Below are 24,193 nucleotides of genomic sequence, written 5' to 3' on the forward strand. Positions count from 1 at the left end.
GCTGTTTACCCTGATCGACCAACTGTAAAGCAGGAGCGTGTCCTATGCCTGAAGCACAAAAGATCCCATTTTTAAAATTGTTTTCCGCCTGGCGGCCTGGTCCGGAGCTGACCGCGATGACGAAGGACTATCTGGTGATCCGGGCGGTTATTGATAAGCATACCCGGTCCATCAAGGCCCAGGTAGAGTGTGCCGCGCCTCCGGCAGAGGAGCTGCGCCGTCAGATCGAGCGCAGCATCGCTCTGGCCTACCGGGTGGAGCAGGTGGTACTGGAGGTCACGGCGCAGCCGGTTGACACGCCAGTTCCTGCGCCGGCGCCGGAAGTCGCGGAGTCTGCGCCTGCGGTGCAGCCTGAGACACCGCCGGCGGCGGAGGATGAGGCTACTGCCGCTTTCCGGCGCACCGAGGAGATCCGCCGTCAGGCCCTGTCCAAGCTGAAAGTCGTACGCCCGGCAGGGAAGAGCCAGGCCAAAGAGACGACGGACAAGCTGATTTTCGGCCGCCACCCCATCAAGAAGGAACCTGTCCCAATGGGCAGCCTGGATCTGGACATGGGTTCCGTTATCGTGGAGGGCGACGTGTTCGCCATCGACCACCGGGAACTGAAGAAGCGGAAGGCCTGGGTGGTGTCCTTTGATGTGACCGACTACACCGGAGCGGTACGGGTGAACAAATTCTTCAATGGGGATGAAGGCAAGGCTTTGGTGGAGGGTGTAAAGAAGGGGCAGCACCTTTACATCCAGGGCAAGCTGAACATTGACCGGTTCACCGGCGATATGGTGCTGGAGCCCTATGCCGTCATGGAGGGCAAGCGCATCTCCCGAGAAGATAATGCGCCTGAGAAGCGGGTGGAACTCCATCTCCATACCAATATGTCGGCAATGGATGCTCTCACCGCCGTAGGATCAAAAATGGATTCCCCCATTGGTGTGGACAAGAACGTGGTGAAGCGGGCGGAGCGGTGGGGCCACCGGGCCATCGCCATCACCGACCACGGCGTGGCCCATTCCTTCCCCAACGCCTGGCACTCCGCCAAGAAGATCAAGATCCTCTATGGTGTGGAGGCATACTTCATTAACGACGTGGATGACCGTGTGGTGGTCCACGGTGACAAGGATCAGGACTTTGCGCAGGATATCGTCTGCTTTGATATCGAGACCACCGGCCTGGACAAGCGCACCGAGGCTATCACCGAGATCGGCGCCGTGGTGCTGCGGAACGGGGAAGTGGTGGAGCAGTTCTCCACCTTTGCCGACCCCGGCAGGCCCCTGACCCGGGAGATCACCCAGCTCACCGGTATCACGGATGAGATGCTGAAGGGGGCCCCCTCCCAGGAGGAGGCGGTCAACGCCTTCCTGGACTTTGTGGGGGACCGTCCTCTGGCCGCTCACAATGCCGAGTTCGACATGGGCTTCATCGGAGAGGCCTGCCGCCGCATGGGGCGGCCCTTCGAGAATACCTCTCTGGACAGCCTGATCCTGGCCCAAAACCTGCTGCCCGACCTGGGCAAGTACAAGCTGGATATTGTGGCGGCCCATCTGAACCTGCCCGCGTTCAACCACCACCGGGCCTACGACGATGCGGCCACGGTGGGTTATATGCTGGTGCCCTTCTTCCGAATGCTGGCCGACCTGGGGGTTCACACCCTCCAACAGATCAACCCGGCCATGTCCAAGCTGCGCTCCGGCGGCAAGGCCAAACGGCAGCCCAAGCACCTGATCGTACTGGCGAAAAATCAGCTGGGCCTGCGGAACCTCTATCAGCTGATCTCCGCCTCCTACCTGGATCACTTTAAGCGGTACCCCATCATGCCCAAGAGTCTCATCAACCAGCACCGGGAGGGGCTTATCATCGGCTCGGCCTGCGAGGCGGGAGAGCTGTTCCAGGCCATCGTCAAGCGGAAGGAGTGGAATGAACTCAAGCGCATTGCCTCCTGGTACGATTTCCTGGAGATCCAGCCCCTGTGCAACAACGCCTTTATGCTCCGCAAGGGCATGGTGAAGAGCCAGGAGGAGCTGCGGGACTTTAACCGTACCGTGGTGGCCCTGGGCGAAGCACTGGACAAGCCGGTGTGCGCCACCGGCGACGTCCACTTTTTGGACCCGGAGGACGAGATCTACCGCCACATCCTGCTGGCCTCCAAGGGCTTTGACGACGCCGACTCGCCCCTGCCCCTCTATTTCAAGACCACCCAGGAGATGCTGGATGAGTTTTCCTACCTGGGCAAGGACAAGGCCTATGAGGTGGTGGTGCGCAACACCAATCTGGTGGCCGACTGGTGCGAGGACGTGGTGCCGCTGCCCAAAGGCCTGTTTGCCCCCAAGATCGAGAACTCCGCCGAGGAGCTGACCCGGCTGGTATGGGATAAGGCGAAAGCCCTTTACGGCGAAGAACCGCCCCAGATCGTGGTGGACCGGATCAACGCCGAGCTGGGGGACATTATCAAGTGCAAATACGACGTGATCTATATGTCGGCCCAGAAGCTGGTGCAGGACTCCCTGGACCACGGCTATCTGGTTGGCTCCCGTGGTTCGGTGGGTTCCTCTCTGGTGGCTTTCATGTCGGGCATCACCGAGGTAAACTCCCTGCCGCCCCACTACCGCTGTCCCAAGTGCAAGCACTCCGACTTTGACGCGGCCAAGGAGGGGGGCTGGGGCTGCGGCGCTGATATGCCGGACGCCAACTGTCCGGTGTGCGGCACTCCCTATGACAAGGACGGCTTCAACATTCCCTTTGAGACCTTCCTGGGCTTCGGCGGCGACAAGGTGCCCGATATCGACCTGAACTTCTCCGGCGAGTACCAGTCCAGCGCCCACCGCTATACCTTTGAGCTGTTTGGTCAGACACATGTGTTCCGGGCGGGCACCATCGGTACGGTAAAAGATAAGATTGCCTTTGGCTATGTGAAGCACTACCTGGACGACCACGGTCTTCACGGTACCCGGGCGGAGGAGAACCGGCTGTCATTAGGGTGCAGCGGGGTCAAGCGTACCACCGGCCAGCACCCCGGCGGCATGGTGGTCATCCCGCAGAACCGGGAAATCTACGACTTCTGCCCGGTACAGCATCCTGCCGACGACCCGGACAGCGACATCATTACCACCCATTTTGAATACCATTCTATGGAGTCCAACCTGCTGAAGTTGGATATGCTGGGCCACGATGATCCCACCATGATCCGTATGCTCCAGGATCTGACGGGGGTGGACCCTCAGAAGATCCCTCTGGACGACAAGGACACCATGAGCATCTTCACCTCCTCCAAGGTGCTGGGCTTTGAGGACGACCCCATCCTGGGCCCCACCGGGGCCGTGGCCATTCCTGAGTTCAACACCAAGTTTACCCGGGGAATGCTCATGGACACCCAGCCCCACCAGTTTGATATCCTGCTGCGCCTGTCCGGCTTCTCCCACGGCACCGACGTGTGGCTGGGCAATGCCCGGGACCTGATCGTGGATCAGGGTATCCCTGTTGGCCAGGCCATCGGCTGCCGCGACGATATCATGATCTTCCTCATCTCCTGCGGCATGCCGGAGAAGCGTTCTTTCAAGATCATGGAGGCGGTGCGAAAGGGCAAGGGCCTGCCTGAAGGGGCGGAAGAGGAGATGAAGGCCGCCGGTGTGCCCGACTGGTACATCGGTTCCTGTAAGAAGATCAAGTATCTGTTCCCCAAGGCCCATGCCGTGGCCTATGTTATGATGGCCTTCCGTATTGCCTGGTTCAAGGTCCACCACCCCCTGGCCTTCTACGCCGCCTTCTTCTCCATCCGGGCTAAGGCCTTCGACGCCACCTGTATGTGCATGGGCATGGATGTGTGCAAGGCCAAGATGAAGGAGATCGAGAGCAAGGAAAAGCCAACCCCGGTGGAGGAGGACATTCTGGTTACCCTGGAAGTAGTGTATGAGTTCTATCTCCGGGGCTTTACCTTTGAGCATATGGATCTGTATCGCTCCCACGCCGTCAACTTCCTGCCCGATATGGAGAAGGGGACCTTGCTGCCACCTTTTACCTCCATCCCCGGCCTGGGTGAGACGGCGGCCCTGTCCATTATGGAGCAGCGGCAGGGCAAGCGGTTCATCTCCATCGAGGAATTCTCCGCCGCCTGCCCCAAGGTGTCCAAGACCCACATTGAGCAACTCAAAGCGGTGGGCGCCCTGGACGGTATGCCCGATACCAGTCAGATTACACTGTTTGACGGCTTCTAAGGGAGGGCATACCGTCCTCCCGCCGCTTTTTAGAAATGATATATTGTCTCCTTTTGTGGACTTGTATTTTGCCTAGGAAAATGATACCATAAACCCATCCTATTACATAAATGAGGTGTGTGACCATGTTGGATCAAAAGGTTGCTGAGCTGCTGAATGTACAGGTGAATAAGGAATTCTATTCCGCCTACCTCTATCTGGACTTTTCCATCTACTATGACGAGATCGGACTGGACGGCTTCTCCAACTGGTACAAGGTACAGGCCCAGGAGGAGCGGGATCACGCCATGCTCTTCCTCCAATACCTGCAGAACAACGGCTGCAAGGTCACTCTGGACACCATCCAGAAGCCGGATAAGGAACTCAAGGATAAGCTGGAGGTGCTGGAGTTCGGCCTGGAGCATGAGCGCTATGTTACCGGTCTGATCTACAACATTTATGAGGCTGCTCAGGCCGCCAAGGATTTCCGCACCACGCAGTTCCTAGACTGGTTTGTCAAGGAGCAGGGCGAGGAGGAAAAGAACGCCGAGGACATGATCAAAAAGATGAAGCTCTTTGGAGATGACGCCAAGGGCTTGTATATGCTTAACAGTGAAATGGCTGCCCGGGTCTACAGTGCCCCCAGTCTGGTTCTTTAAGCGATTGAAGCGGGCAGCCCCCTGGGGGCTGCCCGTATTTTATTCGGTTCGCACTTGACAAAATTGGGATGCTATAGTATATTAGCGTGGTAAAGCAATAAAGCAAAGGGCGTGATCCAATGAAATTCAACAGTAACACCCCCGAGGGTACCCGGGACCGGCTGTTTGCTGAGTGCCAGGAGAGGCGGCAGGTTCAGGCCAAGCTGACCCGCCTGTTCCGCCAGCGGGGCTTTCTGGAGGTCTCCACCCCAGAGACGGAGTTTTACGACCTGTTTGTCCGGTCGGGCAGCGCCATCCCCCAGGAGCGTATGATTAAGGTGGGGGATCCCAGCGGCAGGTTCTGCGTCATGCGGCCCGATTCCACCACACCCATCGCTCGGGTGGCGGCTACCAAGCTGAAGGCAGTTGCCATGCCCCAGCGGTTGTACTACGATCAGACGGTGTATCGCGCCAATCCGGCTCACAACGGCGGCAGCCGGGAGATCCCGCAGTGCGGAGTGGAACTCATCGGTGCGAAAGGAAAGAAAGCGGACGTGGAGATCATCGTCACCGCCATCGACGCACTGCGCAGCTGCGGGGCGCCCAAATTCCATGTGGAACTGGGCCATGCCGGGTATTTCCGGGAACTGGCCGGCAGACTGGAGCTGGAGGATTCCGCCGTGGAGGAGATCCGGGCTCTGATCGAGGGGAAAAACTTCGCGGCTTTGAAAGATTTCCTGGAACCCTGGAAGGGTGATTCGGCTTGTGCCGCACTGGAACAGCTCAGCCGTCTGTTTGGCGGGCCTGAAGTATTGACGCAGGCGGAGAAGCTGGCGGGCAAGACCCCGGCGGTAGATTACCTTTCAGAGTTGTACGATGAGCTGTCCGCTGCGGGGTATGGGGCCTATGTCCGTTTTGACCTGGGCATGGTACACCAGATCGACTATTATACCGGCGTGGTATTCCGGGGCTATGTGGAGGGCGCGGGTGACGCCGTCCTCTCCGGCGGTCGGTACGACAACCTGGTAGGGGTCTTTGGCCGGGAGGCCCAGGCCACCGGTTTCGCGGTGGACGTGGATGCGGTGGCCCGCACTTTACCCGATCTGGCGCCGCCGGTGCTGCGCACCATTGTACATTACGAGCCTGGCTATTTGGCCCAGGCCCTGGAGGCGGTAGATGGGCGGCCTGCCGGAACCAGCGAGCTATCCCCCTGCCGGACGCTGGAGTCCACCCTGAATCTGGCCCGGGATAAAGGAGCGGAGACCGTACTGGTCTTTGACAAGGACGGAGAAAGGACGGTGGAGGTATGAGTGAGCGGTTGAGGATCGCCATTACCAAAGGCCGTCTGCTGGATCAAAGTATGGAACTCTTTGAAGGGGCCGGGCTGGATTGTTCCCCCATCCGGAATCCGGGGCGGAGGCTGGTCCACTGTGTCCCCAACTATCCTCTGGACGCGGTGCTTGCCAAGGCGCCCGATGTCATCACCTATGTGGAGCATGGGGTGTGCGACCTGGGTATCGTAGGCAAGGATACCATTTTGGAAAAAGGCGGCAGCTTCTATGAGGTGCTGGATCTGGGCTTTGGAAAGTGTCGGTTTGCACTGGCAGTCCGGCAGGGCAGCGATTTCTACGGCACTTATAAGACCCGCCGCATTGCCTCCAAGTATCCGGAGGTGACACGAACCTTCTTTGCCCAGAAGGGTATGGATGTGGACATTATCAAGATCGAGGGCAGCGTGGAGCTGGCGCCCATCCTGGATCTGGCCGACGCCATCGTGGACATTGTGGAGACGGGGGCTACCTTGAAAGCCAACGGCCTGGTGCCTATCGAAGATGTGGCGCCGGTGTCAGCCCGACTGATCGTAAACACCGCCAGCATGAAACTGTACAAAAGTCAAATCGAAGATTTTATTGCCCGTTGTGAGGGAGAATTGGAGAAGCGGACATGATTCAGATCGTAAAAGCAGATGGCACCGCCGAAAAAGCGGTCATGGCCGCCATGAAGGCCCGGGCAGCCCAGGCCAACCAGGCGATTGACGCGGCGGCAGCCGAGATCATGGAGACCGTCCGGGAAAAGGGCTTTGCGGCGGTGCGGGAGTATTCCCTCCGCTTTGACAAAGCTGAACCCAGGGAGATCGCCCGTGCGGAACTTCAGGCGGCCTATGACCGCTGCCCGGCGGACCTGATTTCTGCATTGGAGCGGGCGGCAGCCAACATCCGGGATTACAACGAGAAACTGCTCATTCGCTCCCAGGAGTGGATCTCCCCCGACGGAGGCGTGGTGGGCCGGGTGATCCGGGGACTGACCCGGGTGGGTATCTATGTTCCTGGCGGTACGGCGGCCTATCCCAGCAGCGTGCTGATGAATGCGGTACCCGCCAAGGTAGCAGGGGTGGAAGAGATTATCATGGTGACTCCTCCCACCGAGAACCTGAACGACGCAGTGCTGGCCGCTGCCCAGATTGCCGGGGTGGACCGGGTGATCGCTGTGGGCGGCGCTCAGGCGGTGGCCGCCCTGACCTACGGGGCGGGCTTCATTCCCCGGGTGGATAAGCTGGTTGGCCCCGGCAACGCCTTTGTGGCCTCAGCCAAGCGGCAGGCCTACGGGAAGCTGGATATCGACATGGTAGCCGGCCCTTCCGAGGTGCTGGTCATTGCCGACGGCAAAGCCAATCCCAAATTTGTGGCCGCCGACCTGCTGAGCCAGGCGGAGCACGACAAGCTGGCTTCCGCCGTACTGCTCACCGATTCTATGGAAGTGGCCCAGGCGGTAGATGAGGAGATCATCCGCCAGACCGGGTACCTCAGCCGCTCTGAGATCATGGAGTGTTCCCTGCGGGACTTCGGCTGTGCCATCGTGTGCAGCAGTCTCAATGACTGCGCCGCTCTGGCCAACGAGATCGCCCCGGAACACCTGGAGATCGTCACGGAGGACCCCCGAGCCCTGCTGCCAGCCATCAAGAACGCCGGGGCAGTGTTCCTGGGCGCCTGGTCTCCGGAACCTCTGGGGGACTACCTGGCCGGACCGGACCATGTGCTGCCTACCAGCGGCACCGCCCGGTTCTTCTCACCCCTCAGCGTGGACAGTTTCTTAAAGACCATGAGTATCATCCAGTACGATCAGGCCAGCCTGGCCCCCATCCAGAGCCAGATCATCACCCTGGCCGAGAGCGAAAAGCTCACCGCTCACGCCAATTCCATCCGTGTGCGGTTTGAGTAAAGGAGAATGACGATGAGAACAGCACAACTGACCCGAACCACGAAAGAGACAGACATCCGCCTTGCCCTTTCTCTGGAGGGCGGCCCGGTGGAGATCCATACCGGCATTGGCTTTTTCGATCATATGCTTACCGCATTTGCTTTTTATGGCGGGCTGGGTTTGCAAATTGATGCAAAGGGCGACCTGGAAGTGGACGGCCACCACACGGTGGAGGACGTGGGTATCGTGCTGGGCCAGGCCATACGGCAGGCGCTGGGGGATCGGAAGGGCATCCGCCGGTTTGCCTCCGCCTTTATTCCTATGGACGAGGCGTTGTGCTTTACAGCCCTGGATTTCTCCAACCGCCCCTTCCTGGCCTTTGATGCTGAGATGCCCCAGCCCATGATTGGGACCTATGATTCCTGCCTCACCGAAGAATTCATGCGGGCATTTGCAGTGAACAGTGGCTTAACTTTACATATGAAGTGCCACTATGGAAAGAACGCCCACCACATCACCGAGGCTCTGTTCAAGTCCCTGGGTGTGGCGGTCAAAGAGGCCGTTCAGATCACCGGCGCCGGGGTCACTTCCACCAAGGGGGTGCTGTGATGGGCTATACCGCCGTTGTGGATTACGGTGTGGGGAACCTGAAAAGCGTTACCAATGCGATGAACTATTTGGGGCTGCGGACCTGCATCACCAGCGAGGCAAAAGAGCTGGAATGTGCGGATGCCATTATTCTGCCTGGTGTAGGGGCCTTTCCAGACGCAGCGGAGAAATTGCGTGCCACCGGTTTGGAGCAGACGCTCATGGCACAGGCGGAGCGAAAACCTATCCTGGGCATCTGCCTGGGAATGCAGATGCTCTTTGACCGGGGCGAAGAGGTGCGGGAGTGTAAAGGACTTGGCCTTGTATCGGGCTGTGTCCGTAAGATTAAGACCAACCTCAAGCTGCCCCACATTGGCTGGAACAGCCTGCGTTATCCCAACCCGTCACCCCTGTTTGCGGGAGTGGAGGAGGGGAGCTATGTCTATTTCGTCCACTCTTTCTGCGGTGTGGCCACTGACCAGAGTACCGTCATTGGGGCCACCGACTACGGTACCCCGGTGGTGGCGGCGGTGCAGAAGGGCAACGTGTACGGCTGCCAGTTCCACCCGGAGAAGAGCGGCGAGGTGGGCCTGCAGATCCTGAAAAACTTCGGAGGGCTGAACAGATGATCTTATTTCCCGCCATTGACTTGAAAGATGGTAAGGCTGTCCGCCTTTACAAAGGAGATTTCGCAACGGCTCACCAGGTGTCGGACGATCCTCTTGCCACCGCAAAGGCCTTTTATGACGCCGGGGCCCGCCATATCCATATGGTGGACCTGGACGGAGCCCGCAGTGGAGCCCGGCAGAACGGCGCCATCGTGCGGGCGGTGGCCCAGAACTCCGGCCTGAAGGTGGAGCTGGGGGGCGGTATCCGCTCTATGGCCGACCTGGAGGAGGTCTTTGCCCTGGGAGTTTGGCGGTGCGTGATCGGTTCTGCCGCCGTTAGCCATCCGGAGTTTGTAAAAGAGGCGGTTGCCAAGTATGGCGAGCGTATCGCTGTGGGCATTGATACAATGGACGGTATTGTCAAGACCGCCGGGTGGGAGCAGTCCTCCGGACTTAACTACCTGGACTTTGCCAAGACCATGGAAGCAATGGGTGTAAGGACCATTATCTTTACAGATATCGCCACCGACGGGATGCTGTCCGGCCCTTCCTTTGACCGGCTGGTCGTGCTGCAAGAGGCGGTAAGCTGTCAGATCGTGGCCTCCGGCGGGGTATCCTCCAATGATGATCTGTCCAGCCTGAACAACATGGGCCTGTACGGGGCCATCATCGGCAAGGCTTACTATGCCGGAACGGTGGATCTGGCGCAAGCGGTAAAGGAGGCGGGGGAGCAGTGTTAGCCAAACGGATCATTCCCTGCCTGGACGTGCGGGACGGCCGGGTGGTGAAGGGGGTCAACTTCGTCAACATCCGGGACGCCGGCGACCCGGTGCAGCTGGCCAAATATTACTCCGATCAGGGCGCCGACGAGATCGTCTTTCTGGATATCACCGCCACCAGCGACGCACGGGACACCGTGGCTGACGTGGTGGAACGCACCGCCGCCCAGGTTTTTGTGCCTCTGACGGTTGGGGGCGGTATCCGCACCCTGGAGGACTTCCAGCGGCTGCTGCGGGCGGGGGCGGATAAGATTTCGGTCAACTCCGCCGCCGTGGCTCGGCCGGAGCTGATCTCTGAGGCGGCGGAGCGGTTCGGTTCCCAGTGCGTGGTGCTGGCGGTGGATGCCCGGTCCCGGGGAGACGGCACTTGGGAGGTGGTGGTGGCCGGAGGACGCAAGCCCACCGGCATGGACCTCATTGAATGGGTGAAACGGGGAGAGGCCCTGGGGGCGGGAGAGATCCTGCTCACCTCTATGGATGCCGACGGTACCAAGGCGGGCTTCGACCTCAGCATGACGAAAGCGGTTACTGATGCAGTGTCCATCCCGGTCATTGCCTCCGGCGGCTGCGGCAGCCTGGCCCATTTTGCGGAAGTTTTTGAAAAGACGGGGTGCGACGCGGTTCTGGCGGCCTCTCTGTTCCACTTTGGGGAGTTGACAGTACCCCAGGTAAAGGCGTATCTTACAACCAGACAGATCCCGGTGCGATAATTCACACAAGGGGGAAGATGGTATGCTGGATAACATTTTTGATCTGGTGTCCGATCTGATCGGAGAAAACAATGTCAATCAGTTGACTGGAAGACGACTGCCGGGTGGGAACCAGATGCGGAAACCGGCCAAACAGAGACCGGCGGCCAACCGGCCTGTGCCTCGTGCATCGGTGGAACAGACCAAGCTGACCGCCCGCCGGGACCGGCGTGGCGGCGAAGATCCCTGGGACTGGAAAGAGGAGAAGCCGCCCTGGGAATTTTGAGGTGAATGTCATGTTTGATCTGGATCAGTTGTTCCAGAAGTCCGATTTGATCCCCGTCATCATTCAGGACGCGGAGACCAAAGACATTTTGATGCTGGGCTTTACCAACAAGGAGGCGGTGGAGCTGACCTTAAAGACCAAAACCGCCTGGTTCTGGTCACGCAGCCGTCAGAAGCTGTGGAACAAGGGGGAAAGCTCCGGCCATTTCCTCCATGTGAGGAAGGTGGTCACTGACTGCGATACCGATACCCTGCTCTATCTCTGCACGCCGGAGGGACCCACCTGCCACACCGGGGAGAGGAGCTGCTTTTTCAACACGATTTGGGAGGAAGAGTCATGAGCGATACCATTTTGCAGGATCTGTACCAGGTGGTGCTGGGCCGCAAGAGCGATCCCCAGGAGGGGTCATACACCTGCTATCTGTTTGATAAGGGCCTGGACAAGATCCTGAAGAAAGTGGGGGAGGAATGCTCCGAGACCATCATTGCCGCAAAGAACGGCAAGCAGGAGGAAACGGTAGGGGAGATCTCCGATCTGATCTACCACCTGATGGTACTTATGGCCGCACAGGACATCCCCCTGGACGCAGTGCTGGCCGAACTGGAGCGCCGCAGCCACAAGATCGGAAACCTGAAGCAGATGAAAGTGGTGGATCACGAGACATAACGGGAAGATTACAGGTGGTCACAGGTTGCCCCTATAAAGAGAACCGGGTCCCGAAGGACCCGGCTCTTATTTTGTGCGTTCATAGGGACTGCTGATGTTGGTGCGGCCAAGGATATAGTCGGTGGAGGTGTGATAGAAGTCGGCCAGCGCAATCAGATGAACAACCGGAATGGTCTGGAATCCCCGTTCATAGCGGGAGTACACTGTCTGGCTAATGCCAAGCACCTCGGCAATGTCCTTTTGGTACAGATCCCTGTCCTCCCGCAGATCACGCAGCCGCTGAAAATACATGGCTTAGCCTCCTTGTAATAGTACTTATGAATACTATTGACAATACAACAGGTTCTGAGTAGAATGTTTAATACAGTACTTATAAGTACTATATAGGAGGGCATAATGGAACTATATCAGGAAATACTGGCTCACATCTTACAGAACATGACCATGTGTATATCCTTTCCAGAACTAAAATGCGACATTGGCGCACTGATAGAACGGGAATGTTATCAGGCCTTACAAAAAATCCAGGCAATCCTGAAGGACGATTGCCTGGATGCTGCTAAATGTTTTCAAAAAATTGAAGAAATCGTGTGTGTATTTGAGAATTTAGGTAGTGGTTGCGGTATCAGACACGATTTTGGATGAAAGATATGGCATTGATTTTTTGGAGGGGCACATATGGTACGCCCCTCCCCTATTTCTGCCCATAGGTGACGAACAGCGTATACAGCCGGCTGATGGTGTTCCAGCTGTCCTGGTCCAGTACACCAGTCTGAGGCCGTCCGTCCAGCTGCTGGACCCAACGGATGTTGTGTTCGGTAGCGGCGTCGTTGTAGCCGGTGACCTGTCCGGACTGAATGCCGTCCAGCAGCCGTGCCAGACCGCGAAACATGGATTGCACGATATAGAGATGAACGCTGCCCTGGCCGGGTTGGACGGAAAAGTCGCAGTTGGGATAACCACGGCAGGGAAGCGGTCCTGCCAGCCGGGCTGTAGCCTGGAGATAGAGTGCGGTGATGGCCTCCCAGGTTGCCTGGTCCACCCGGCCGGTCACTGGAGGGAAGAACTCTCTCTGGAAGAGCATAACAGCTTCCAGGGTGCGCTCACCAAAGATGCCGTCCGGCGTCAGCCGAGGTAGAAAGTCGTACAGGAAGGACAACTCCCGCAGCATGGTTTGGAGACTGCGGACCGGCTGGCCGATGAGGCGGATCTGTTGCGGTATGATCATAGGGATACTCCTCTCTAATCGGCAGAGCCCAGGGTCAGGGGCTGGCCGGGATATTGAGTCAGACCGGTTGCCTGACTCTCAGGCAAGTCAGGGCGGAACTGCTCCGGGATTACGTTGGTATAGGTCTCCACTGTTTCCACAATGCCCGCATACATCCGATAAAGAACGGCCCAGGTTTGGGGACCCATGATGCCGTCCTGAGGCAGGCCGCTCATACGCTGTACGGCAATGACTGCGTTTTTGGTGGCAGGGCCGTAGATGCCGTCGATGGCCACCGAAGGGATGTTGCTGTAAAATTCCGCCACGACAGACAGAATGTACTGTATCACCTTGACCGGCTCCCCCCGGTTTCCCTCCCGCAGCACACTGGGGAAGGGCTGGCTGCCGCTGCCAGGGTAGTAGGTCTGGCCCTGGCTGATAAGTTCCGCCAGATCCAGCACCCCCACATAGAGGAATACCATCTTGTACCAGGTAGAGTTGCCCACAATACCGTCGGGCGTCAAGTCAAAGATCTCCTGGAATTTTTTGACCGCCGCCTCGGTGGCCGGACCGTAGACGCCGTCCACCGGATAGACTTTTGGAATGGCGGGATAGTCCCGGGAGATACGGTTGAGCATGACCTGAATGCGCTGGACCGCCTCGCCGGTGTCGCCGCGGCGGATGGGGTAGCCGGGATAGGAGTATCGGATGCCTTTTACCGGGGCGTTGGTGACCAACTCGATGTTGTCGCCGTAGTAGGAGCGGAGGATGGTCATGTAGTCTGCACCGTCCTCTGCCAGCGCCTGGCTGCCCCATTGGGACAAGCCGTCGCAGGTAACGGTGGTACCATTGCAGAATTTGGCAGCCAAGGGTTCCACAAAGCCGATGCGCCGTATGTAGGAGTTGAACATCTCATCCACCAGCTGGCTGATGTTTTCAAAGATGTTGCGCCCCTTGATGAACTTCTGATCATAGGCGGTGGAGGAGGTAATGTTAAAGGGGTAGCCCCGGCTGGGGTAGAACTCGGTATAGACCCGGTTGAGCGCGAAAGAGATGATGGCCAGGATGTTGGCCTGGAGCGCAGCTTTCTCCCAGGTGGGATAGATCTCGCTGGAGGCCACGTTTTTTACATACTCCGGAAAGGAGACGGTGACGTTTTCCGCGTTGGACCCGGGGGCGCCCAGATGGACGGTAATATACTGGGGCACATAGGGGGTAATGGGCAAAGTTTCCGGCATAATATCCCTCCTTTACAAGTTTTGGGGCGGGATGTTTACAGGATTTTCTGGAAGAAGGGCAGCCGTCTGTTCGGGCAGCGGGATCAGTTCCAGTTCCTGCAGCGTTTGAGTATTGGGGAAGATCTGGATATTTTCCACCACGAGAAGCTCATAGCCGGGGGCTTCCACCCAGATATCACATACGGCGAAAGGCTCGACAGTACCGGGAGATTCGCTGGCAGAGGGGTCGGGCGTCCCTACCCGAACGGGGGCGGTACGGCCATTGGCGTCGGTGACTCGAAGGGCCAGTAAGGCATGACGGCCTTCAGTGCCGCGCTGGGTAAAGGCTACCGTAGCGCCTATTACGGGAATCTGAGCCCGCGAAGTAAATACCCGGGTCAGAATGGTTCCTGTAGCAGCCAAGTTGCATTCCTCCTTTTCTATCCACTCTATGCCGCAAGCAGAGGAATTGTCCCGCAGGCGTTGACAGGGGGGCCAGTTTTGAGTAAACTGAATAAGAAAGATTTCCTCTGGAACGAGTGTGATGGAGCATGAGAAAGCAAAAGGTGTCCAGTGCGGTGATCCGGCGTCTGCCGCGCTATTACCGTCATTTGACAGATCTGCACCTGGCCGGGGTGGAGCGCATCTCATCCAGCGCCTTGGGCCGGTCTATGGGGCTGACTGCTTCCCAGATCCGGCAGGACTTGTCCTGCTTTGGTGAATTTGGCCAGCAGGGCTACGGCTATAACATAGAGAAATTGCGGGGAGAAGTTGCCGATATTTTGGGCATGAACCGTGGGCATACCGCAGTCATTCTGGGCGCGGGCAATCTGGGCCGCGCCCTGATGGAGAACTTTCATTTTGAGCGTTCCGGCGTGACTCTTGCCGCCGCCTTTGATGTGGCGCCTGAGATCGTGGGGCAGACTCGTTCCGGCATACCGGTTTATCATGTGGACCAGTTGGAGGAGTATCTGGCGGAGCATCCAGCCAGCATAGGGGTGCTGACTGTACCCCGCAGTGCGGCCAATACCACTGCGGGCCGCCTGGTCCGCGCAGGGGTACGGGGTATCTGGAATTTTACCAACAGCGAATTGACGGTGGAGGCGCCAGGCGTGGTCATTGAAGACGTCCACTTTGCCGACAGCCTTCTTGCCCTCAGTTATATGATTTCGGAGGATACATGAAAAAAGCAGCGGCAGTTTTGCTTGCCGGAGTGATCCTGGTGAGCTGTGGGGCGGTGGTGGCCGCCGATCCATCTTTGGTGTCCAGGAGTTATCTGGACGACACCTTTACCAATCAGGCCCTGGAGCAGGCAGAGCAGCGGGTGGAGGAACAGATGGCCTCCGCCTACAATCAGGCTCTGAATGAACTTAGCAGCAAACATTCGGGCTACCTGGCCCAGGCGGGCGGCACGTCCGGAATGAATGATCTGCGGTTCAAGAAGGGGGACGTGCTTACCCTCACGCCCGGTTCGGGGATCATGCTGCTGGCAGGCAGCGCCACCGCCTCGGGCGGCGTGCTGGTGGATGTAACAGCCGGCGGTACGGTTGCTTCAGGCGGCGCCCTGACGGCGCGTCATCGCTGCCTGGCCGGGGAGAGCGCCGCAGTAGCGGTAACTGTGACCTCGGACACTGCGGTGGTTTGTGTGGAGGGGAGTTATACGCTTTCCGCCAGCGGGAATGTGGATTATAATGCTATGGCGGACGGGCTTACCCAGATGGGACTTTTGAAGGGGACAGGCGCTACCTACGGTTCCGGCTATGAGTTGGAGCGTCAGCCGGTCCGGGTGGAAGGACTGGTCATGTTTATCCGTCTGTTGGGGGAGGAGCAGGCCGCTCTGTCCAGCACGGCGGTCAATCCCTTTGCCGACAGCCCCAGTTGGGCAGACCGCTATTTGGCGTACGCCTATGAAAAGGGGTATACCACCGGTATCGGCCAGAATGGAGCTGGGCAGATGATATTTGCTCCTAACAATACCATTACGGTAGGGGAGTATATGACGTTTGTACTGCGGGCTCTGGGCTACTCTGAGGCTGGAACCACTCCCGACTTCACCTGGCAGACGGCCATGGAGGCCGGGGTACGTCTGGGCGTGATTCGTCAGAGCGAACGTACCATGTTGGAGGCAGGTGGCTTCCTCAGGGCTCAGGTGGTGTATCTGTCCTGCTGTGCCCTCTCTGCTCCCGCTAAGAGCGGCGGCATCCTGCTGGACAAGACCGCGTCCGGCGGAGATATGGACAAAGCGGCCATGCAGACTGTGTTGAACACGGTATCTGCCTTGCGCCTGAATTAAACATGAGGAACCGCCGGTCGGTTGACCGGCGGTTCCTCATGTTTTAGAATTTTCTTGGTTCCCTCATAGCTCGCATAGCGTTTAGGATTGCGATCAAAGACACGCCTACATCAGCAAACGCCGCCTGCCACAGGTTGGCATGGCCCAGGGCGCTAAGGGTCAGCACCAGCAATTTGACTGCCAGGGCAAAAACGATATTCTGCCGTACAATGACCAGCGTACGCCGGGCAATGGCGATTGCATGGGCCAGCTTGGAAGGCTTGTCGTCCATCAATACGATATCCGCGGCCTCAATGGCGGCATCGGAGCCCAGGCCGCCCATTGCAATGCCGACGTCGGCACGGGCGAGGACAGGGGCATCGTTGATGCCGTCACCAACAAAAGCAAGCGACCCTTTGGGAGATACTTCTGCAAGCAGAGCCTCTACCCGTTCCACTTTATGGTTGGGAAGCAGTTGGGCATGGACCTCGTCTATCCCCAACTGGGCGGCAACTGCCTCTCCCACCGGTTGGGCATCGCCGGTGAGCATGACCGTTTTGCGGACACCAGCAGCTTTTAAAGCGGAAATAGCTTCCTTTGCATCTGGTTTTATCTGGTCGGAAATAACGATATGCCCCAAATAGTTGCCATCGGCAGCCACATGAACTGTGGTACCAACATGGTGGCAGGGATGCCAGGCCACGCCGATTTCCTCCATCAGTTTCTCGTTGCCGACACATACCAGTTTACCGTCTATCATTGCCCGGACGCCCCGTCCGGGCAATTCTTCTGCCTGCGTCACACGACTGCGATCAGGAAGCTGATCCCAAGCCTCCATCAGCGAATGTGCGATGGGATGATCCGAGACGGATTCTGCCAGTGCCGCCAGTTCCAGCAGATGTGCCTGGTCACAGTGATCAGGGTGAATGGCAGTGACGTTAAAAACGCCTTGTGTCAGCGTACCGGTTTTGTCGAACACGATGATCTCTGCCTTTGCCAGCACTTCCAGATAATTTCCGCCTTTCACCAGGATGCCGTCCCGGGAGGCACCGCCGATACCGCCGAAAAAGGACAGCGGCACGGAAATCACCAGCGCACAGGGACAGGATACCACCAGGAAATTGAGGGCCCGCTGGATGGAGTCCAGCCAACCAACAGGGGTGAATAGCGGAGGCAGGACGGCCAGTGCAACGGCAGCCAGCACGACGACAGGCGTATAATACCGGGCAAACCGGGTGATAAAATGTTCCGCTTTGGACTTCCTGCTGCTGGCGTTCTCCACCAGGTCCAAAATTCTGGATGCGGTGGATGAGGCATAGTTTTTTGTGACCTGTACCTTCAGCAACCCGGAGAGATTGACGCAACCGGAAACCACGTCGTCGCCGGGCTGAACCTGTCGGGGAAGCGATTCGCCGGTAAGAGCGGCGGTATCCAGGGCAGAAGTACCTTCCAATACCACACCATCCAGCGGGACGCGCTCTCCAGCTTTTATGACGATACTATCTCCAACTGCGACTTGCTCCGGGGATACCTGATGCAGCTGGCCGTCCGTGTCAACGTTGGCATAGTCAGGACGGATATCCATCAGTTGGGCAATGGATCGCCGGGAACGATCCACCGCGCAGTCCTGACACAGTTCGCCGATCTGATAGAAGAGCAGGACAAACACCGCCTCCGGATACTCTCCAATCATGAGTGCGCCCACAGTAGCCAGAGCCATCAGAAAGTTTTCGTCAAAGATTTCGCCGTGGACAATGTTGCGTACAGCCCGCCACAGCACGTCATACCCGATGATGAGGTAAGGAATGAGATAGGCCGCCAGCCGAAACGGAGCCGCAATAGGGAAAATAAAGGCAGCTACAAAAAGAACGGCAGTGACCAGAATGCGGATCAACGTTTGTTTTTGTTCCCGCTCCATGGTATTGTCCTCCTTATTCCATAATGTGATCCATACCCTGGCCCAGAATGGTGCGTACATGGCCGTCTGCCAGTGAGTAGAATACGGTTTTACCCTCCCGGCGATATTTAACCAGTTTGCTTTGCTTCAATGAACGCAGTTGATGAGAGATCGCCGACTGCGTCATGCCCAGCAGCTTGGCAATATCGCATACGCACATCTCCGACTCAAAAAGTACATACAAAATCTTGATGCGGGTGGAGTCCCCGAAGATCTTAAACAGCTCCGCCAGATCATAGAGGATCTCATCCTCCGGCATGGCGCGCTCCACCTGCTCCACGATCTCCTGATGAACGTGGCTGTAATCGCACCGCTCTACACCATTGCTGTCGGTCATGAATACCACCCTTTCTATAACATATGAATTATTGTTCATATATTATTATATACATAGAGCGCAGGATGTCAAGCGCAAAAACTTTTTTCTTGCCCCAGTGAGGCGTGGGAGGTATGATAAAGAAAAGGCCTCTTTGAGGCGGAAGGGAAGGATGGACATGCAGCGGGAGGACGGACGGATGGTGGGCCTGCGGGCTTTGGAGGTATGCCAGTATATGGTGCTGGCGGTGATGGATGAGAAGGGTTTGCCTTATTGTATGCCGTTAAACGGGGTTTTGGTGGGTGAGTCGGTTTACTTTCACAGCGCACAGCGGGGAGAGAAGTTGGCCTGCCTGCGCCTGCACCCGCAGGTATGCCTCACTGCCGTGGGTAACCAGCGGGTGGTACAGCAGGCGTATGAGACGGAGTTTACCAGCGCGGTGGCTCGGGGGATGGCGCATGAGGTGACGGACCTGGAAGAGCAGAAGGTGGCCTTGCGGGCGATCTGCCGCAAATATGCGCCGGACTATCCGGACCGGGTGGAGGAGGTCATTGAGAAGCACCTGCCCCGAACTGCCGTATGGCGGATTGACTTGGATACAGTCAGTGGACGGGAGCGGTTGTGCAGCCAGTAGGAGAGGCGTTCCGGGGTTCTGGGAGAGTTGAATCAAATCTTTTTGGGTTAGTTTGTGCGTCTGCCGTGGATACGGCAGGCGCACTTTTTTATGGTCATAAAGAAGGACGGGCCCTCATAGGTATGTTGCAGATACCAAAGAAGGATGTGACGACATGAGGGAACAAGGGGACGTGATGCGGTATTTACAGGCGGCTGCTCTGCTGCCGCCTCACCTGCGCCGCCGTGCCCAACAGGTGGACAAGGCTTATCAGGCGGTGGCGGAGGAGTTGCGTCTGCGGGCAGGACGCCCCATGACGGTGGTATGCCCGCAGGGGGAGCGACTGGTACCGGATGACGAGCCGGTACAGGCTGGAGATCTGAACCTAGTGGTGGAAATTGCCACCAGGGCATCCGCTCATACCGCTATGGAGCAGGTGCGCAGCGGTTACTTTACCGTATCTGGGGGACACCGCATCGGCATCTGCGGCAGCGCGGTAGTGAAAGACGGTGCAATTTTTAATCTGCGGCATCTGTCCTCACTGGCCATCCGTATTGCGCGGGAGGTGCTGGGGGCATCCGCCTCGGTGGCGGACAAGCTGTGGGAGGGAGATACCTTCCAGAGTACGCTGATCCTGTCACCACCGGGAGGTGGTAAGACTACCCTGCTGCGGGATTTGATCCGCCGTCTGTCCAACGGGACAGACCATCCTGCCTTGCGGGTAGGCGTGGCGGATGAGCGGGGAGAACTGGCCGCCATGTATCACGGTTTGCCGCAATTTGATGTGGGGCGGCAAACTGATGTAGTGGATGGTTGCCCCAAGGCGGCAGGGTTAATGATGCTGCTGCGGGGAATGAATCCCCAGGTACTGGCTGCTGATGAAATCACTGCCCCAGAGGACTGTGCCGCCTTGCTACTGGCGGCCAACTGCGGAGTGAGCCTGCTATGCACTGCCCATGCCGCAGGCCTGGACGATCTGAAGACAAGACCCATGTACCGCCCGCTGTTGGAAAACTGTTGTTTTAAAAGACTGGTGGTACTCACCCGGAGGGAAACCGGGCGGGACTGCCAGGTGACCAGGCTGTGATCCGGTTGATAGGGGCTCTGCTGACGGCGGGGGGCGGGGCCTTCCTGGGATTTGCCGCTGCCGGGCGGCTGAACCGTCGGGTCAATGTGCTTCGGCAGCTGGCCGGAGCAATGGAACAGATGGATCGCGAGATTGCTTTTCGGCTCACCCCCATGCCGGAGCTGATGGAGCGGTTGGCCAAAGAATACCCGTCGCCGGTGGGAGAACTGTTTGACCGCTGCCGCCGGGGTATGGAGGAATTGGGGGAGCATTCTTTGGCTGAGATCTGGAGATCGGCCCTGTCAGAGACGGCTCTGGATCTGGATGGCCGGGCGGCTGTCGTGTTGGATGAGCTGGGTGAAGTGCTGGGCCGATTTGAAGAGTCCGGTCTGCGCACCGCCTTGGAACATGCGGGAACAGAGTTGGCCAGAGAAGCTGAACTGGCCCGTGAGGATGGAGAAAAGCGGGGCAGGATGTACCGGGTATTGGGCTTTGCTTCCGGCGGACTGCTGGTGATCTTGCTGCTGTGAAGGAGCGAAGAAAATGGATGTGGATCTGATCTTTAAAATTGCCGCTATCGGAATTTTGGTGTCGGTTCTCAATCAGGTACTCTCCCGGTCTGGCCGGGATGAGCAGGCTACCATGACCACCCTGGCCGGGTTGGTAGTGGTCCTTATGATGGTAGTCCAGCAGATCAGCGGCCTGTTTACGCTGGTCAAGGATCTGTTTGGGCTGTAGCCGTGGAGACCATGCTGAAGGTTGGGGCGGTTGCAGTTATTGCCGCCCTGTGCGCGGTGATGATAAAGGGTACCGCCCGGCAGCTGGCTTTGGTCCTCTCTCTTGCCGCCGGGGCAATCATTCTGGGGCTTGCCCTGGGTGCGGTGGAAGATGTGGTGGCCATGGCCGAGGATTTACAGGACATGGCGGGCCTCTCTCCGGCGGTGGTGGCCCCCGTCATTAAGACGGTAGGTATTGCCATCCTGACTCATATTGCCGTCCAGGTATGTAAGGACGCGGGAGAGGGCGGGATTGCAGCCGTAACGGAGACCGCCGGCTCGGCCCTGGCCCTGTGTACCGCCCTGCCCCTGCTTCGGGCTGTCCTGGATACGATAGCGGCACTGCTGTAATGGAGAAAAGGGGAGACTACCAATGAGAAGATGGCTCGCAGTCTTTGCGGGAATGCTCCTGCTGCTGGCCTGGATAAGCGCCGCCTCGGCCAGTGAAGGAGTTCTGGACGCCCAGGCCGAGGCCCTCGATCTGGATGGACTGGAGAATGCTGGGGCAGAGTGGGTCCCCAACGCGGATCTGGCTGCGGGGCTGGACCTGGACGGCAGCATTGACCAGATCCTGGATACCGGCAGTGCCGAGATCGGTGGTGTGATCCGCAAGGCGCTGCGCAGCGGCGCTCTGCTGCTGGCTGTGGTGCTTTTTTGCTCTCTGGCGGAAGGAATGGGCGCAGGCCGGGGACCTATGGATGTGGTGGCGCTGGTAGGCGCCCTGGCGGTGACGGCGGTAGCCGCGGTGGACGCCAATTCTCTCATTGGCATGGGCAGGGAGGCCATTGACCACATGGAGGCTTTTTCCAAGCTGCTGCTGCCGGCGGTCACGGCGGCGGCCTCCGCTGCCGGATCACCAGGAGGCGCTGTAGCCAGGCAGCTGGCAACCATGTTGTTTTCCGATGTACTCATCACCTTGATCAATCGTGTGCTGCTGCCCCTGGTATACACTTACATCGCTGCCTGCGTGGCCTGGGCGGCGGTAGGCAACGAGGGCCTCAAGCGGATGGCCGCAACACTGAAATGGGCGGTGACCACGGTACTGACAGGGGTGCTGATTCTCTTTGTCACTTACTTGACCATTAGCGGAGTGATTGCGGGCACCACGGACGCTATGACCGTCAAGGCTGCCAAATTTACCATGTCCAGCATGGTACCTGTGGTGGGCGGCATCCTGTCTGATGCGGCGGAGACCGTACTGGCGGGCGCCGGAGTACTAAAGAATACGGTAGGTGTGTTCGGCATGTTGGTGGTGATTGGCATCTGCCTGGTGCCTTTCCTGCAACTGGGATTCCATTATTTGACTTATAAGGTGTCCTCGGCTCTGAGCGCCTCCCTGTCAGGCAGTCGGGTGGCTGCCCTCATAGATCAGATTGGGGGCGCCTTTGGGCTCATTCTGGGCATGACCGGCTCATGCGCACTGCTGCTGATGATCTCCATGGTTTCCGCCGTGTCTGTAGCTGGGGGGTAAAGGGATGGTAGAGTTATTGGGAAAATGGTTGATGGGAGTGACCTGTGCAGCCATGATTCTTGCCCTGGCGGAAGGACTTTCACCGGCAGGCGGACCTAAGCGAGCGGCTAGGTTGGCGGGCGGTTTGCTCCTGCTGCTGGCGGTAGTTAAACCATTGTTGGAACTGGATGGTTCTGCCCTTACCCGGGCCATGACGGAATACCGGATGGATGCGGAGTGGTCCGCCCGGGAGATGGAGGAGGAGAATAAAACCCTGATGATGGACATCATAGAAGCTCAGTCTGCCGCATATATTCAGGACAAGGCGGCAGCGTTGGGCATTGACTGCCAAGTGCAGGTTGAAGCTGACGAGGCGGCGGAGTACCCTGTCCCCAAGATCGTTACCATCACCGGCAATCTGACCAGGGAGGAGAAAGAGAAACTCACCAAACAAATTGAGACCGATTTTGCGATCCCGGCGGATCGGCAGTATTACGAAAGCGGGGGGACGGAATGAAACAGCGGGAGCCAGAGGCGGAGAAAATTATAATCCCATGGAAAGAACGTATCCACGCGTTGTTCCGGCGATATAAATACGCGCTGCTGGTAGTGGCAGCGGGAATCGCTATGATGGTACTGCCCGCTCTCACCGCATCGGAGCAGCAGGAGCCGCAGCAGCAGAGCGTCCAGGAGGTGGAATTTGAAACGAAGGAACTGGAGGGCCGGTTGGAGGAGGCGCTGGCCCAGATGGACGGGGTGGGTGAGGTTCAGGTGGTACTCACCCTGCGCAGCGGTCCCAGCCAGGTGCTGGCCCAGGATGTCAAGCATTCGGTACGGGAGGAGCAGAGCGAGTCCTCCCAGTCTACGGTGGTGATTTCCCGAGGATCAGGAAATCAGGAGCCGGTGGTCATCCAACAGCTTTCGCCCCAGTTTCAAGGGGCGCTTGTGATATGCTCTGGTGGTAACGACCCTTCGGTGCGTCTGCGGGTTGTGGAGGCGGTTGGTGCGCTTACCGGTTTGGGGGCCGATAAGATCTCAGTATCAAAAGGAAAGTGAGGCAGTATCAGTATGAATGTTTGGAAACGCAATGCGGTGGTGGCCGCAGTAGTACTTTTCGTGTGCGGAGCGGTGTATCTAAACTGGTCCTATCAGAAGGGAAAGACCGAAGAGGCAGGCAAGACGCTGGGAGAAGCGGAACTGGTATCCATGCAATCGGCGGACCCGCTGCTCAAGACCAGCCCGGCTCCGTCGACCGACCTGTCCGCGTCGCCGGCACCCAGTTCCAGCGGAAAAACGACCGGTTATTTTGATACGGCCCGGCTCAACCGTCAGCAGGCCCGGGACAGCGCCCTGTCCATCCTTCAGGAGGCTGCCGCCGATACCAACGCCACTGAGACCATGAAGGCCGAGACCGGTCAGGCCATCCAGACGCTGGCCGACTACACGGTGTCCGAGGCCCAGATCGAGAACCTGGTTACCGCGAAGGGATATGCCGATTGCGTAGCCTTTATCAGCGACGGCAGCATCAGCGTGGTGGTATCCGCAACAGAAGAGGGGCTTACTGACGCCGATGTAGCCCGCATTACCGAGATCGTCACCAATGAGACTGGCCTGGAGGCCAGCGATATCACCATCATCCAGGCGCAGCCCTAAGCCCGCTGGCCGCCATCAAAAATCAGTTGT

At 58.2% G+C, this 24,193-nt stretch carries 30 protein-coding genes; 24 read left to right on the top strand and 6 right to left on the bottom strand.

Annotated elements, in window-relative coordinates; translation table 11 throughout:
* Positions 1–44 precede the first annotated feature (44 nt).
* The 12 genes from Q0K43_RS01100 to hisE all read left to right on the top strand — a co-directional run bounded on the left by Q0K43_RS01100 (position 45) and on the right by hisE (position 11,636).
* Complete coding sequence (locus Q0K43_RS01100; RefSeq protein WP_297288724.1) at positions 45–4,205, top strand: PolC-type DNA polymerase III; 4,161 nt, start codon at positions 45–47, stop codon at positions 4,203–4,205.
* A gap of 125 nt (positions 4,206–4,330) precedes the next feature.
* Positions 4,331–4,843 carry a ferritin gene (locus Q0K43_RS01105; protein ID WP_297288725.1) on the top strand — a complete coding sequence of 171 codons (513 nt, stop codon included), beginning with the start codon at positions 4,331–4,333 and terminating at the stop codon, positions 4,841–4,843.
* Between the two features lie 119 nt (positions 4,844–4,962).
* Positions 4,963–6,132 (top strand): ATP phosphoribosyltransferase regulatory subunit, encoded by a 1,170-nt coding sequence (gene hisZ / locus Q0K43_RS01110; RefSeq protein ID WP_297288726.1) that lies wholly within the window; start codon positions 4,963–4,965, stop codon positions 6,130–6,132.
* Positions 6,129–6,770 carry an ATP phosphoribosyltransferase gene (gene hisG / locus Q0K43_RS01115; RefSeq protein ID WP_297288727.1) on the top strand — a complete coding sequence of 214 codons (642 nt, stop codon included), beginning with the start codon at positions 6,129–6,131 and terminating at the stop codon, positions 6,768–6,770. Before hisZ ends, hisG begins: the two co-directional genes overlap by 4 nt.
* Positions 6,767–8,041 (top strand): histidinol dehydrogenase, encoded by a 1,275-nt coding sequence (gene hisD, locus Q0K43_RS01120; protein WP_297288728.1) that lies wholly within the window; start codon positions 6,767–6,769, stop codon positions 8,039–8,041. Before hisG ends, hisD begins: the two co-directional genes overlap by 4 nt.
* A 12-nt stretch (positions 8,042–8,053) precedes the next feature.
* Positions 8,054–8,629, top strand: coding sequence for an imidazoleglycerol-phosphate dehydratase HisB (gene hisB / locus Q0K43_RS01125; protein ID WP_297288729.1), 576 nt, complete (start codon positions 8,054–8,056; stop codon positions 8,627–8,629).
* Positions 8,629–9,237, top strand: a complete 609-nt coding sequence (hisH, locus tag Q0K43_RS01130) for an imidazole glycerol phosphate synthase subunit HisH (RefSeq protein WP_297288730.1) — start codon at positions 8,629–8,631, stop codon at positions 9,235–9,237. Before hisB ends, hisH begins: the two co-directional genes overlap by 1 nt.
* Positions 9,234–9,956: a 1-(5-phosphoribosyl)-5-[(5-phosphoribosylamino)methylideneamino]imidazole-4-carboxamide isomerase gene (gene hisA, locus Q0K43_RS01135; protein ID WP_297288731.1), complete on the top strand. Its 723-nt coding sequence runs from the start codon at positions 9,234–9,236 to the stop codon at positions 9,954–9,956. Before hisH ends, hisA begins: the two co-directional genes overlap by 4 nt.
* Positions 9,950–10,705 carry an imidazole glycerol phosphate synthase subunit HisF gene (gene hisF / locus Q0K43_RS01140; protein WP_297288732.1) on the top strand — a complete coding sequence of 252 codons (756 nt, stop codon included), beginning with the start codon at positions 9,950–9,952 and terminating at the stop codon, positions 10,703–10,705. The genes hisA and hisF overlap by 7 nt, the downstream gene beginning before the upstream one ends.
* Positions 10,706–10,727: 22 nt before the next feature.
* Complete coding sequence (locus Q0K43_RS01145) at positions 10,728–10,970, top strand: hypothetical protein (protein ID WP_297288733.1); 243 nt, start codon at positions 10,728–10,730, stop codon at positions 10,968–10,970.
* A 10-nt stretch (positions 10,971–10,980) separates the two neighbouring features.
* Positions 10,981–11,310 (top strand): phosphoribosyl-AMP cyclohydrolase, encoded by a 330-nt coding sequence (gene hisI / locus Q0K43_RS01150; protein ID WP_297288734.1) that lies wholly within the window; start codon positions 10,981–10,983, stop codon positions 11,308–11,310.
* Positions 11,307–11,636 carry a phosphoribosyl-ATP diphosphatase gene (gene hisE / locus Q0K43_RS01155; protein WP_297288735.1) on the top strand — a complete coding sequence of 110 codons (330 nt, stop codon included), beginning with the start codon at positions 11,307–11,309 and terminating at the stop codon, positions 11,634–11,636. The genes hisI and hisE overlap by 4 nt, the downstream gene beginning before the upstream one ends.
* Positions 11,637–11,702: 66 nt before the next feature.
* On the opposite strand, the gene Q0K43_RS01160 is transcribed toward hisE, so the two are convergent.
* Positions 11,703–11,927, bottom strand: coding sequence for a helix-turn-helix domain-containing protein (locus Q0K43_RS01160; RefSeq protein WP_297288736.1), 225 nt, complete (start codon positions 11,925–11,927; stop codon positions 11,703–11,705).
* Between the two features lie 105 nt (positions 11,928–12,032).
* Between Q0K43_RS01160 and Q0K43_RS01165 the strand changes: the two genes are divergently transcribed.
* The gene (locus Q0K43_RS01165) at positions 12,033–12,281 is read left to right on the top strand and encodes a hypothetical protein (RefSeq protein ID WP_297288737.1); all 249 of its coding nucleotides are present in this window, start codon (positions 12,033–12,035) and stop codon (positions 12,279–12,281) included.
* A 49-nt stretch (positions 12,282–12,330) separates the two neighbouring features.
* On the opposite strand, the gene Q0K43_RS01170 is transcribed toward Q0K43_RS01165, so the two are convergent.
* Genes Q0K43_RS01170 through Q0K43_RS01180 form a run of 3 tightly spaced genes read right to left on the bottom strand, consistent with a single transcriptional unit; the run spans position 12,331 to position 14,483 of the window.
* Entirely contained in the window at positions 12,331–12,864 is a 534-nt protein-coding gene (locus Q0K43_RS01170; RefSeq protein ID WP_297288738.1) for a peptidoglycan-binding domain-containing protein, read from the bottom strand.
* A gap of 14 nt (positions 12,865–12,878) precedes the next feature.
* Positions 12,879–14,081, bottom strand: a complete 1,203-nt coding sequence (locus Q0K43_RS01175; protein ID WP_297288739.1) for a peptidoglycan-binding protein — start codon at positions 14,079–14,081, stop codon at positions 12,879–12,881.
* Positions 14,082–14,093: 12 nt separating this feature from the next.
* Entirely contained in the window at positions 14,094–14,483 is a 390-nt protein-coding gene (locus Q0K43_RS01180; protein ID WP_297288740.1) for a spore cortex-lytic protein, read from the bottom strand.
* Between the two features lie 128 nt (positions 14,484–14,611).
* On the opposite strand from Q0K43_RS01180, the gene Q0K43_RS01185 reads away from it, so the two are divergent.
* Together Q0K43_RS01185 and Q0K43_RS01190 are read left to right on the top strand one after the other, a co-directional pair.
* Positions 14,612–15,244, top strand: coding sequence for a redox-sensing transcriptional repressor Rex (locus tag Q0K43_RS01185; RefSeq protein WP_297288741.1), 633 nt, complete (start codon positions 14,612–14,614; stop codon positions 15,242–15,244).
* Entirely contained in the window at positions 15,241–16,353 is a 1,113-nt protein-coding gene (locus Q0K43_RS01190) for a hypothetical protein (RefSeq protein WP_297288742.1), read from the top strand. Before Q0K43_RS01185 ends, Q0K43_RS01190 begins: the two co-directional genes overlap by 4 nt.
* A 43-nt stretch (positions 16,354–16,396) precedes the next feature.
* On the opposite strand, the gene Q0K43_RS01195 is transcribed toward Q0K43_RS01190, so the two are convergent.
* Together Q0K43_RS01195 and Q0K43_RS01200 are read right to left on the bottom strand one after the other, a co-directional pair.
* Entirely contained in the window at positions 16,397–18,250 is a 1,854-nt protein-coding gene (locus Q0K43_RS01195; RefSeq protein WP_297288743.1) for a heavy metal translocating P-type ATPase, read from the bottom strand.
* 13 nt (positions 18,251–18,263) lie between these two features.
* Positions 18,264–18,626 (bottom strand): ArsR/SmtB family transcription factor, encoded by a 363-nt coding sequence (locus Q0K43_RS01200; protein WP_297288744.1) that lies wholly within the window; start codon positions 18,624–18,626, stop codon positions 18,264–18,266.
* A 151-nt stretch (positions 18,627–18,777) separates the two neighbouring features.
* Between Q0K43_RS01200 and Q0K43_RS01205 the strand changes: the two genes are divergently transcribed.
* The 9 genes from Q0K43_RS01205 (at position 18,778) to Q0K43_RS01245 (ending at position 24,163) form a co-directional block, all read left to right on the top strand.
* Positions 18,778–19,239, top strand: coding sequence for a pyridoxamine 5'-phosphate oxidase family protein (locus Q0K43_RS01205; RefSeq protein ID WP_297288745.1), 462 nt, complete (start codon positions 18,778–18,780; stop codon positions 19,237–19,239).
* 154 nt (positions 19,240–19,393) lie between these two features.
* Positions 19,394–20,305, top strand: coding sequence for a stage III sporulation protein AA (gene spoIIIAA, locus Q0K43_RS01210; RefSeq protein ID WP_297288746.1), 912 nt, complete (start codon positions 19,394–19,396; stop codon positions 20,303–20,305).
* A complete protein-coding gene (locus Q0K43_RS01215; RefSeq protein ID WP_297288747.1) occupies positions 20,302–20,814 on the top strand; it encodes a stage III sporulation protein AB in 513 nt (170 codons plus the stop codon). Before spoIIIAA ends, Q0K43_RS01215 begins: the two co-directional genes overlap by 4 nt.
* A 13-nt stretch (positions 20,815–20,827) precedes the next feature.
* A complete protein-coding gene (spoIIIAC, locus tag Q0K43_RS01220) occupies positions 20,828–21,022 on the top strand; it encodes a stage III sporulation protein AC (RefSeq protein ID WP_297288748.1) in 195 nt (64 codons plus the stop codon).
* Positions 21,023–21,033: 11 nt separating this feature from the next.
* Entirely contained in the window at positions 21,034–21,411 is a 378-nt protein-coding gene (locus Q0K43_RS01225) for a SpoIIIAC/SpoIIIAD family protein (protein ID WP_297288749.1), read from the top strand.
* Positions 21,412–21,433: 22 nt separating this feature from the next.
* Positions 21,434–22,531, top strand: a complete 1,098-nt coding sequence (locus Q0K43_RS01230; protein WP_297288750.1) for a stage III sporulation protein AE — start codon at positions 21,434–21,436, stop codon at positions 22,529–22,531.
* Positions 22,532–22,535: 4 nt separating this feature from the next.
* Entirely contained in the window at positions 22,536–23,027 is a 492-nt protein-coding gene (locus tag Q0K43_RS01235) for a stage III sporulation protein AF (protein WP_297288751.1), read from the top strand.
* On the top strand, positions 23,024–23,566 hold the full coding sequence (locus Q0K43_RS01240) for a stage III sporulation protein AG (protein WP_297288752.1): 543 nt from the start codon (positions 23,024–23,026) through the stop codon (positions 23,564–23,566). Before Q0K43_RS01235 ends, Q0K43_RS01240 begins: the two co-directional genes overlap by 4 nt.
* Positions 23,567–23,578: 12 nt before the next feature.
* A complete protein-coding gene (locus tag Q0K43_RS01245) occupies positions 23,579–24,163 on the top strand; it encodes a SpoIIIAH-like family protein (RefSeq protein ID WP_297288753.1) in 585 nt (194 codons plus the stop codon).
* Positions 24,164–24,193 lie beyond the last annotated feature (30 nt).

Origin of the sequence: uncultured Flavonifractor sp. (assembly GCF_944383115.1) — a bacterium.
In the GTDB taxonomy this organism is placed as follows: Bacteria; Bacillota; Clostridia; order Oscillospirales; family Oscillospiraceae; genus Flavonifractor.

What these genes read in the sequence shown, in the direction of transcription:
- Q0K43_RS01235 (WP_297288751.1), top strand. Translation starts at nt 22,536, where the DNA reads ATGGTAGAGTTATTGGGAAAATGGTTGATGGGAGTGACCTGTGCAGCC.
- hisZ (WP_297288726.1), top strand. Translation starts at nt 4,963, where the DNA reads ATGAAATTCAACAGTAACACCCCCGAGGGTACCCGGGACCGGCTGTTT.
- Q0K43_RS01100 (WP_297288724.1), top strand. Translation starts at nt 45, where the DNA reads ATGCCTGAAGCACAAAAGATCCCATTTTTAAAATTGTTTTCCGCCTGG.
- hisB (WP_297288729.1), top strand. Translation starts at nt 8,054, where the DNA reads ATGAGAACAGCACAACTGACCCGAACCACGAAAGAGACAGACATCCGC.
- Q0K43_RS01105 (WP_297288725.1), top strand. Translation starts at nt 4,331, where the DNA reads ATGTTGGATCAAAAGGTTGCTGAGCTGCTGAATGTACAGGTGAATAAG.
- hisD (WP_297288728.1), top strand. Translation starts at nt 6,767, where the DNA reads ATGATTCAGATCGTAAAAGCAGATGGCACCGCCGAAAAAGCGGTCATG.
- Q0K43_RS01230 (WP_297288750.1), top strand. Translation starts at nt 21,434, where the DNA reads ATGAGAAGATGGCTCGCAGTCTTTGCGGGAATGCTCCTGCTGCTGGCC.
- Q0K43_RS01165 (WP_297288737.1), top strand. Translation starts at nt 12,033, where the DNA reads ATGGAACTATATCAGGAAATACTGGCTCACATCTTACAGAACATGACC.
- Q0K43_RS01175 (WP_297288739.1), bottom strand. Translation starts at nt 14,081, where the DNA reads ATGCCGGAAACTTTGCCCATTACCCCCTATGTGCCCCAGTATATTACC.
- Q0K43_RS01145 (WP_297288733.1), top strand. Translation starts at nt 10,728, where the DNA reads ATGCTGGATAACATTTTTGATCTGGTGTCCGATCTGATCGGAGAAAAC.
- hisA (WP_297288731.1), top strand. Translation starts at nt 9,234, where the DNA reads ATGATCTTATTTCCCGCCATTGACTTGAAAGATGGTAAGGCTGTCCGC.
- Q0K43_RS01195 (WP_297288743.1), bottom strand. Translation starts at nt 18,250, where the DNA reads ATGGAGCGGGAACAAAAACAAACGTTGATCCGCATTCTGGTCACTGCC.
- spoIIIAA (WP_297288746.1), top strand. Translation starts at nt 19,394, where the DNA reads ATGAGGGAACAAGGGGACGTGATGCGGTATTTACAGGCGGCTGCTCTG.
- Q0K43_RS01160 (WP_297288736.1), bottom strand. Translation starts at nt 11,927, where the DNA reads ATGTATTTTCAGCGGCTGCGTGATCTGCGGGAGGACAGGGATCTGTAC.
- Q0K43_RS01200 (WP_297288744.1), bottom strand. Translation starts at nt 18,626, where the DNA reads ATGACCGACAGCAATGGTGTAGAGCGGTGCGATTACAGCCACGTTCAT.
- hisH (WP_297288730.1), top strand. Translation starts at nt 8,629, where the DNA reads ATGGGCTATACCGCCGTTGTGGATTACGGTGTGGGGAACCTGAAAAGC.
- Q0K43_RS01170 (WP_297288738.1), bottom strand. Translation starts at nt 12,864, where the DNA reads ATGATCATACCGCAACAGATCCGCCTCATCGGCCAGCCGGTCCGCAGT.
- hisI (WP_297288734.1), top strand. Translation starts at nt 10,981, where the DNA reads ATGTTTGATCTGGATCAGTTGTTCCAGAAGTCCGATTTGATCCCCGTC.
- Q0K43_RS01240 (WP_297288752.1), top strand. Translation starts at nt 23,024, where the DNA reads ATGAAACAGCGGGAGCCAGAGGCGGAGAAAATTATAATCCCATGGAAA.
- Q0K43_RS01225 (WP_297288749.1), top strand. Translation starts at nt 21,034, where the DNA reads ATGCTGAAGGTTGGGGCGGTTGCAGTTATTGCCGCCCTGTGCGCGGTG.
- Q0K43_RS01185 (WP_297288741.1), top strand. Translation starts at nt 14,612, where the DNA reads ATGAGAAAGCAAAAGGTGTCCAGTGCGGTGATCCGGCGTCTGCCGCGC.
- Q0K43_RS01190 (WP_297288742.1), top strand. Translation starts at nt 15,241, where the DNA reads ATGAAAAAAGCAGCGGCAGTTTTGCTTGCCGGAGTGATCCTGGTGAGC.
- hisG (WP_297288727.1), top strand. Translation starts at nt 6,129, where the DNA reads ATGAGTGAGCGGTTGAGGATCGCCATTACCAAAGGCCGTCTGCTGGAT.
- hisE (WP_297288735.1), top strand. Translation starts at nt 11,307, where the DNA reads ATGAGCGATACCATTTTGCAGGATCTGTACCAGGTGGTGCTGGGCCGC.
- Q0K43_RS01205 (WP_297288745.1), top strand. Translation starts at nt 18,778, where the DNA reads ATGGACATGCAGCGGGAGGACGGACGGATGGTGGGCCTGCGGGCTTTG.
- spoIIIAC (WP_297288748.1), top strand. Translation starts at nt 20,828, where the DNA reads ATGGATGTGGATCTGATCTTTAAAATTGCCGCTATCGGAATTTTGGTG.
- Q0K43_RS01245 (WP_297288753.1), top strand. Translation starts at nt 23,579, where the DNA reads ATGAATGTTTGGAAACGCAATGCGGTGGTGGCCGCAGTAGTACTTTTC.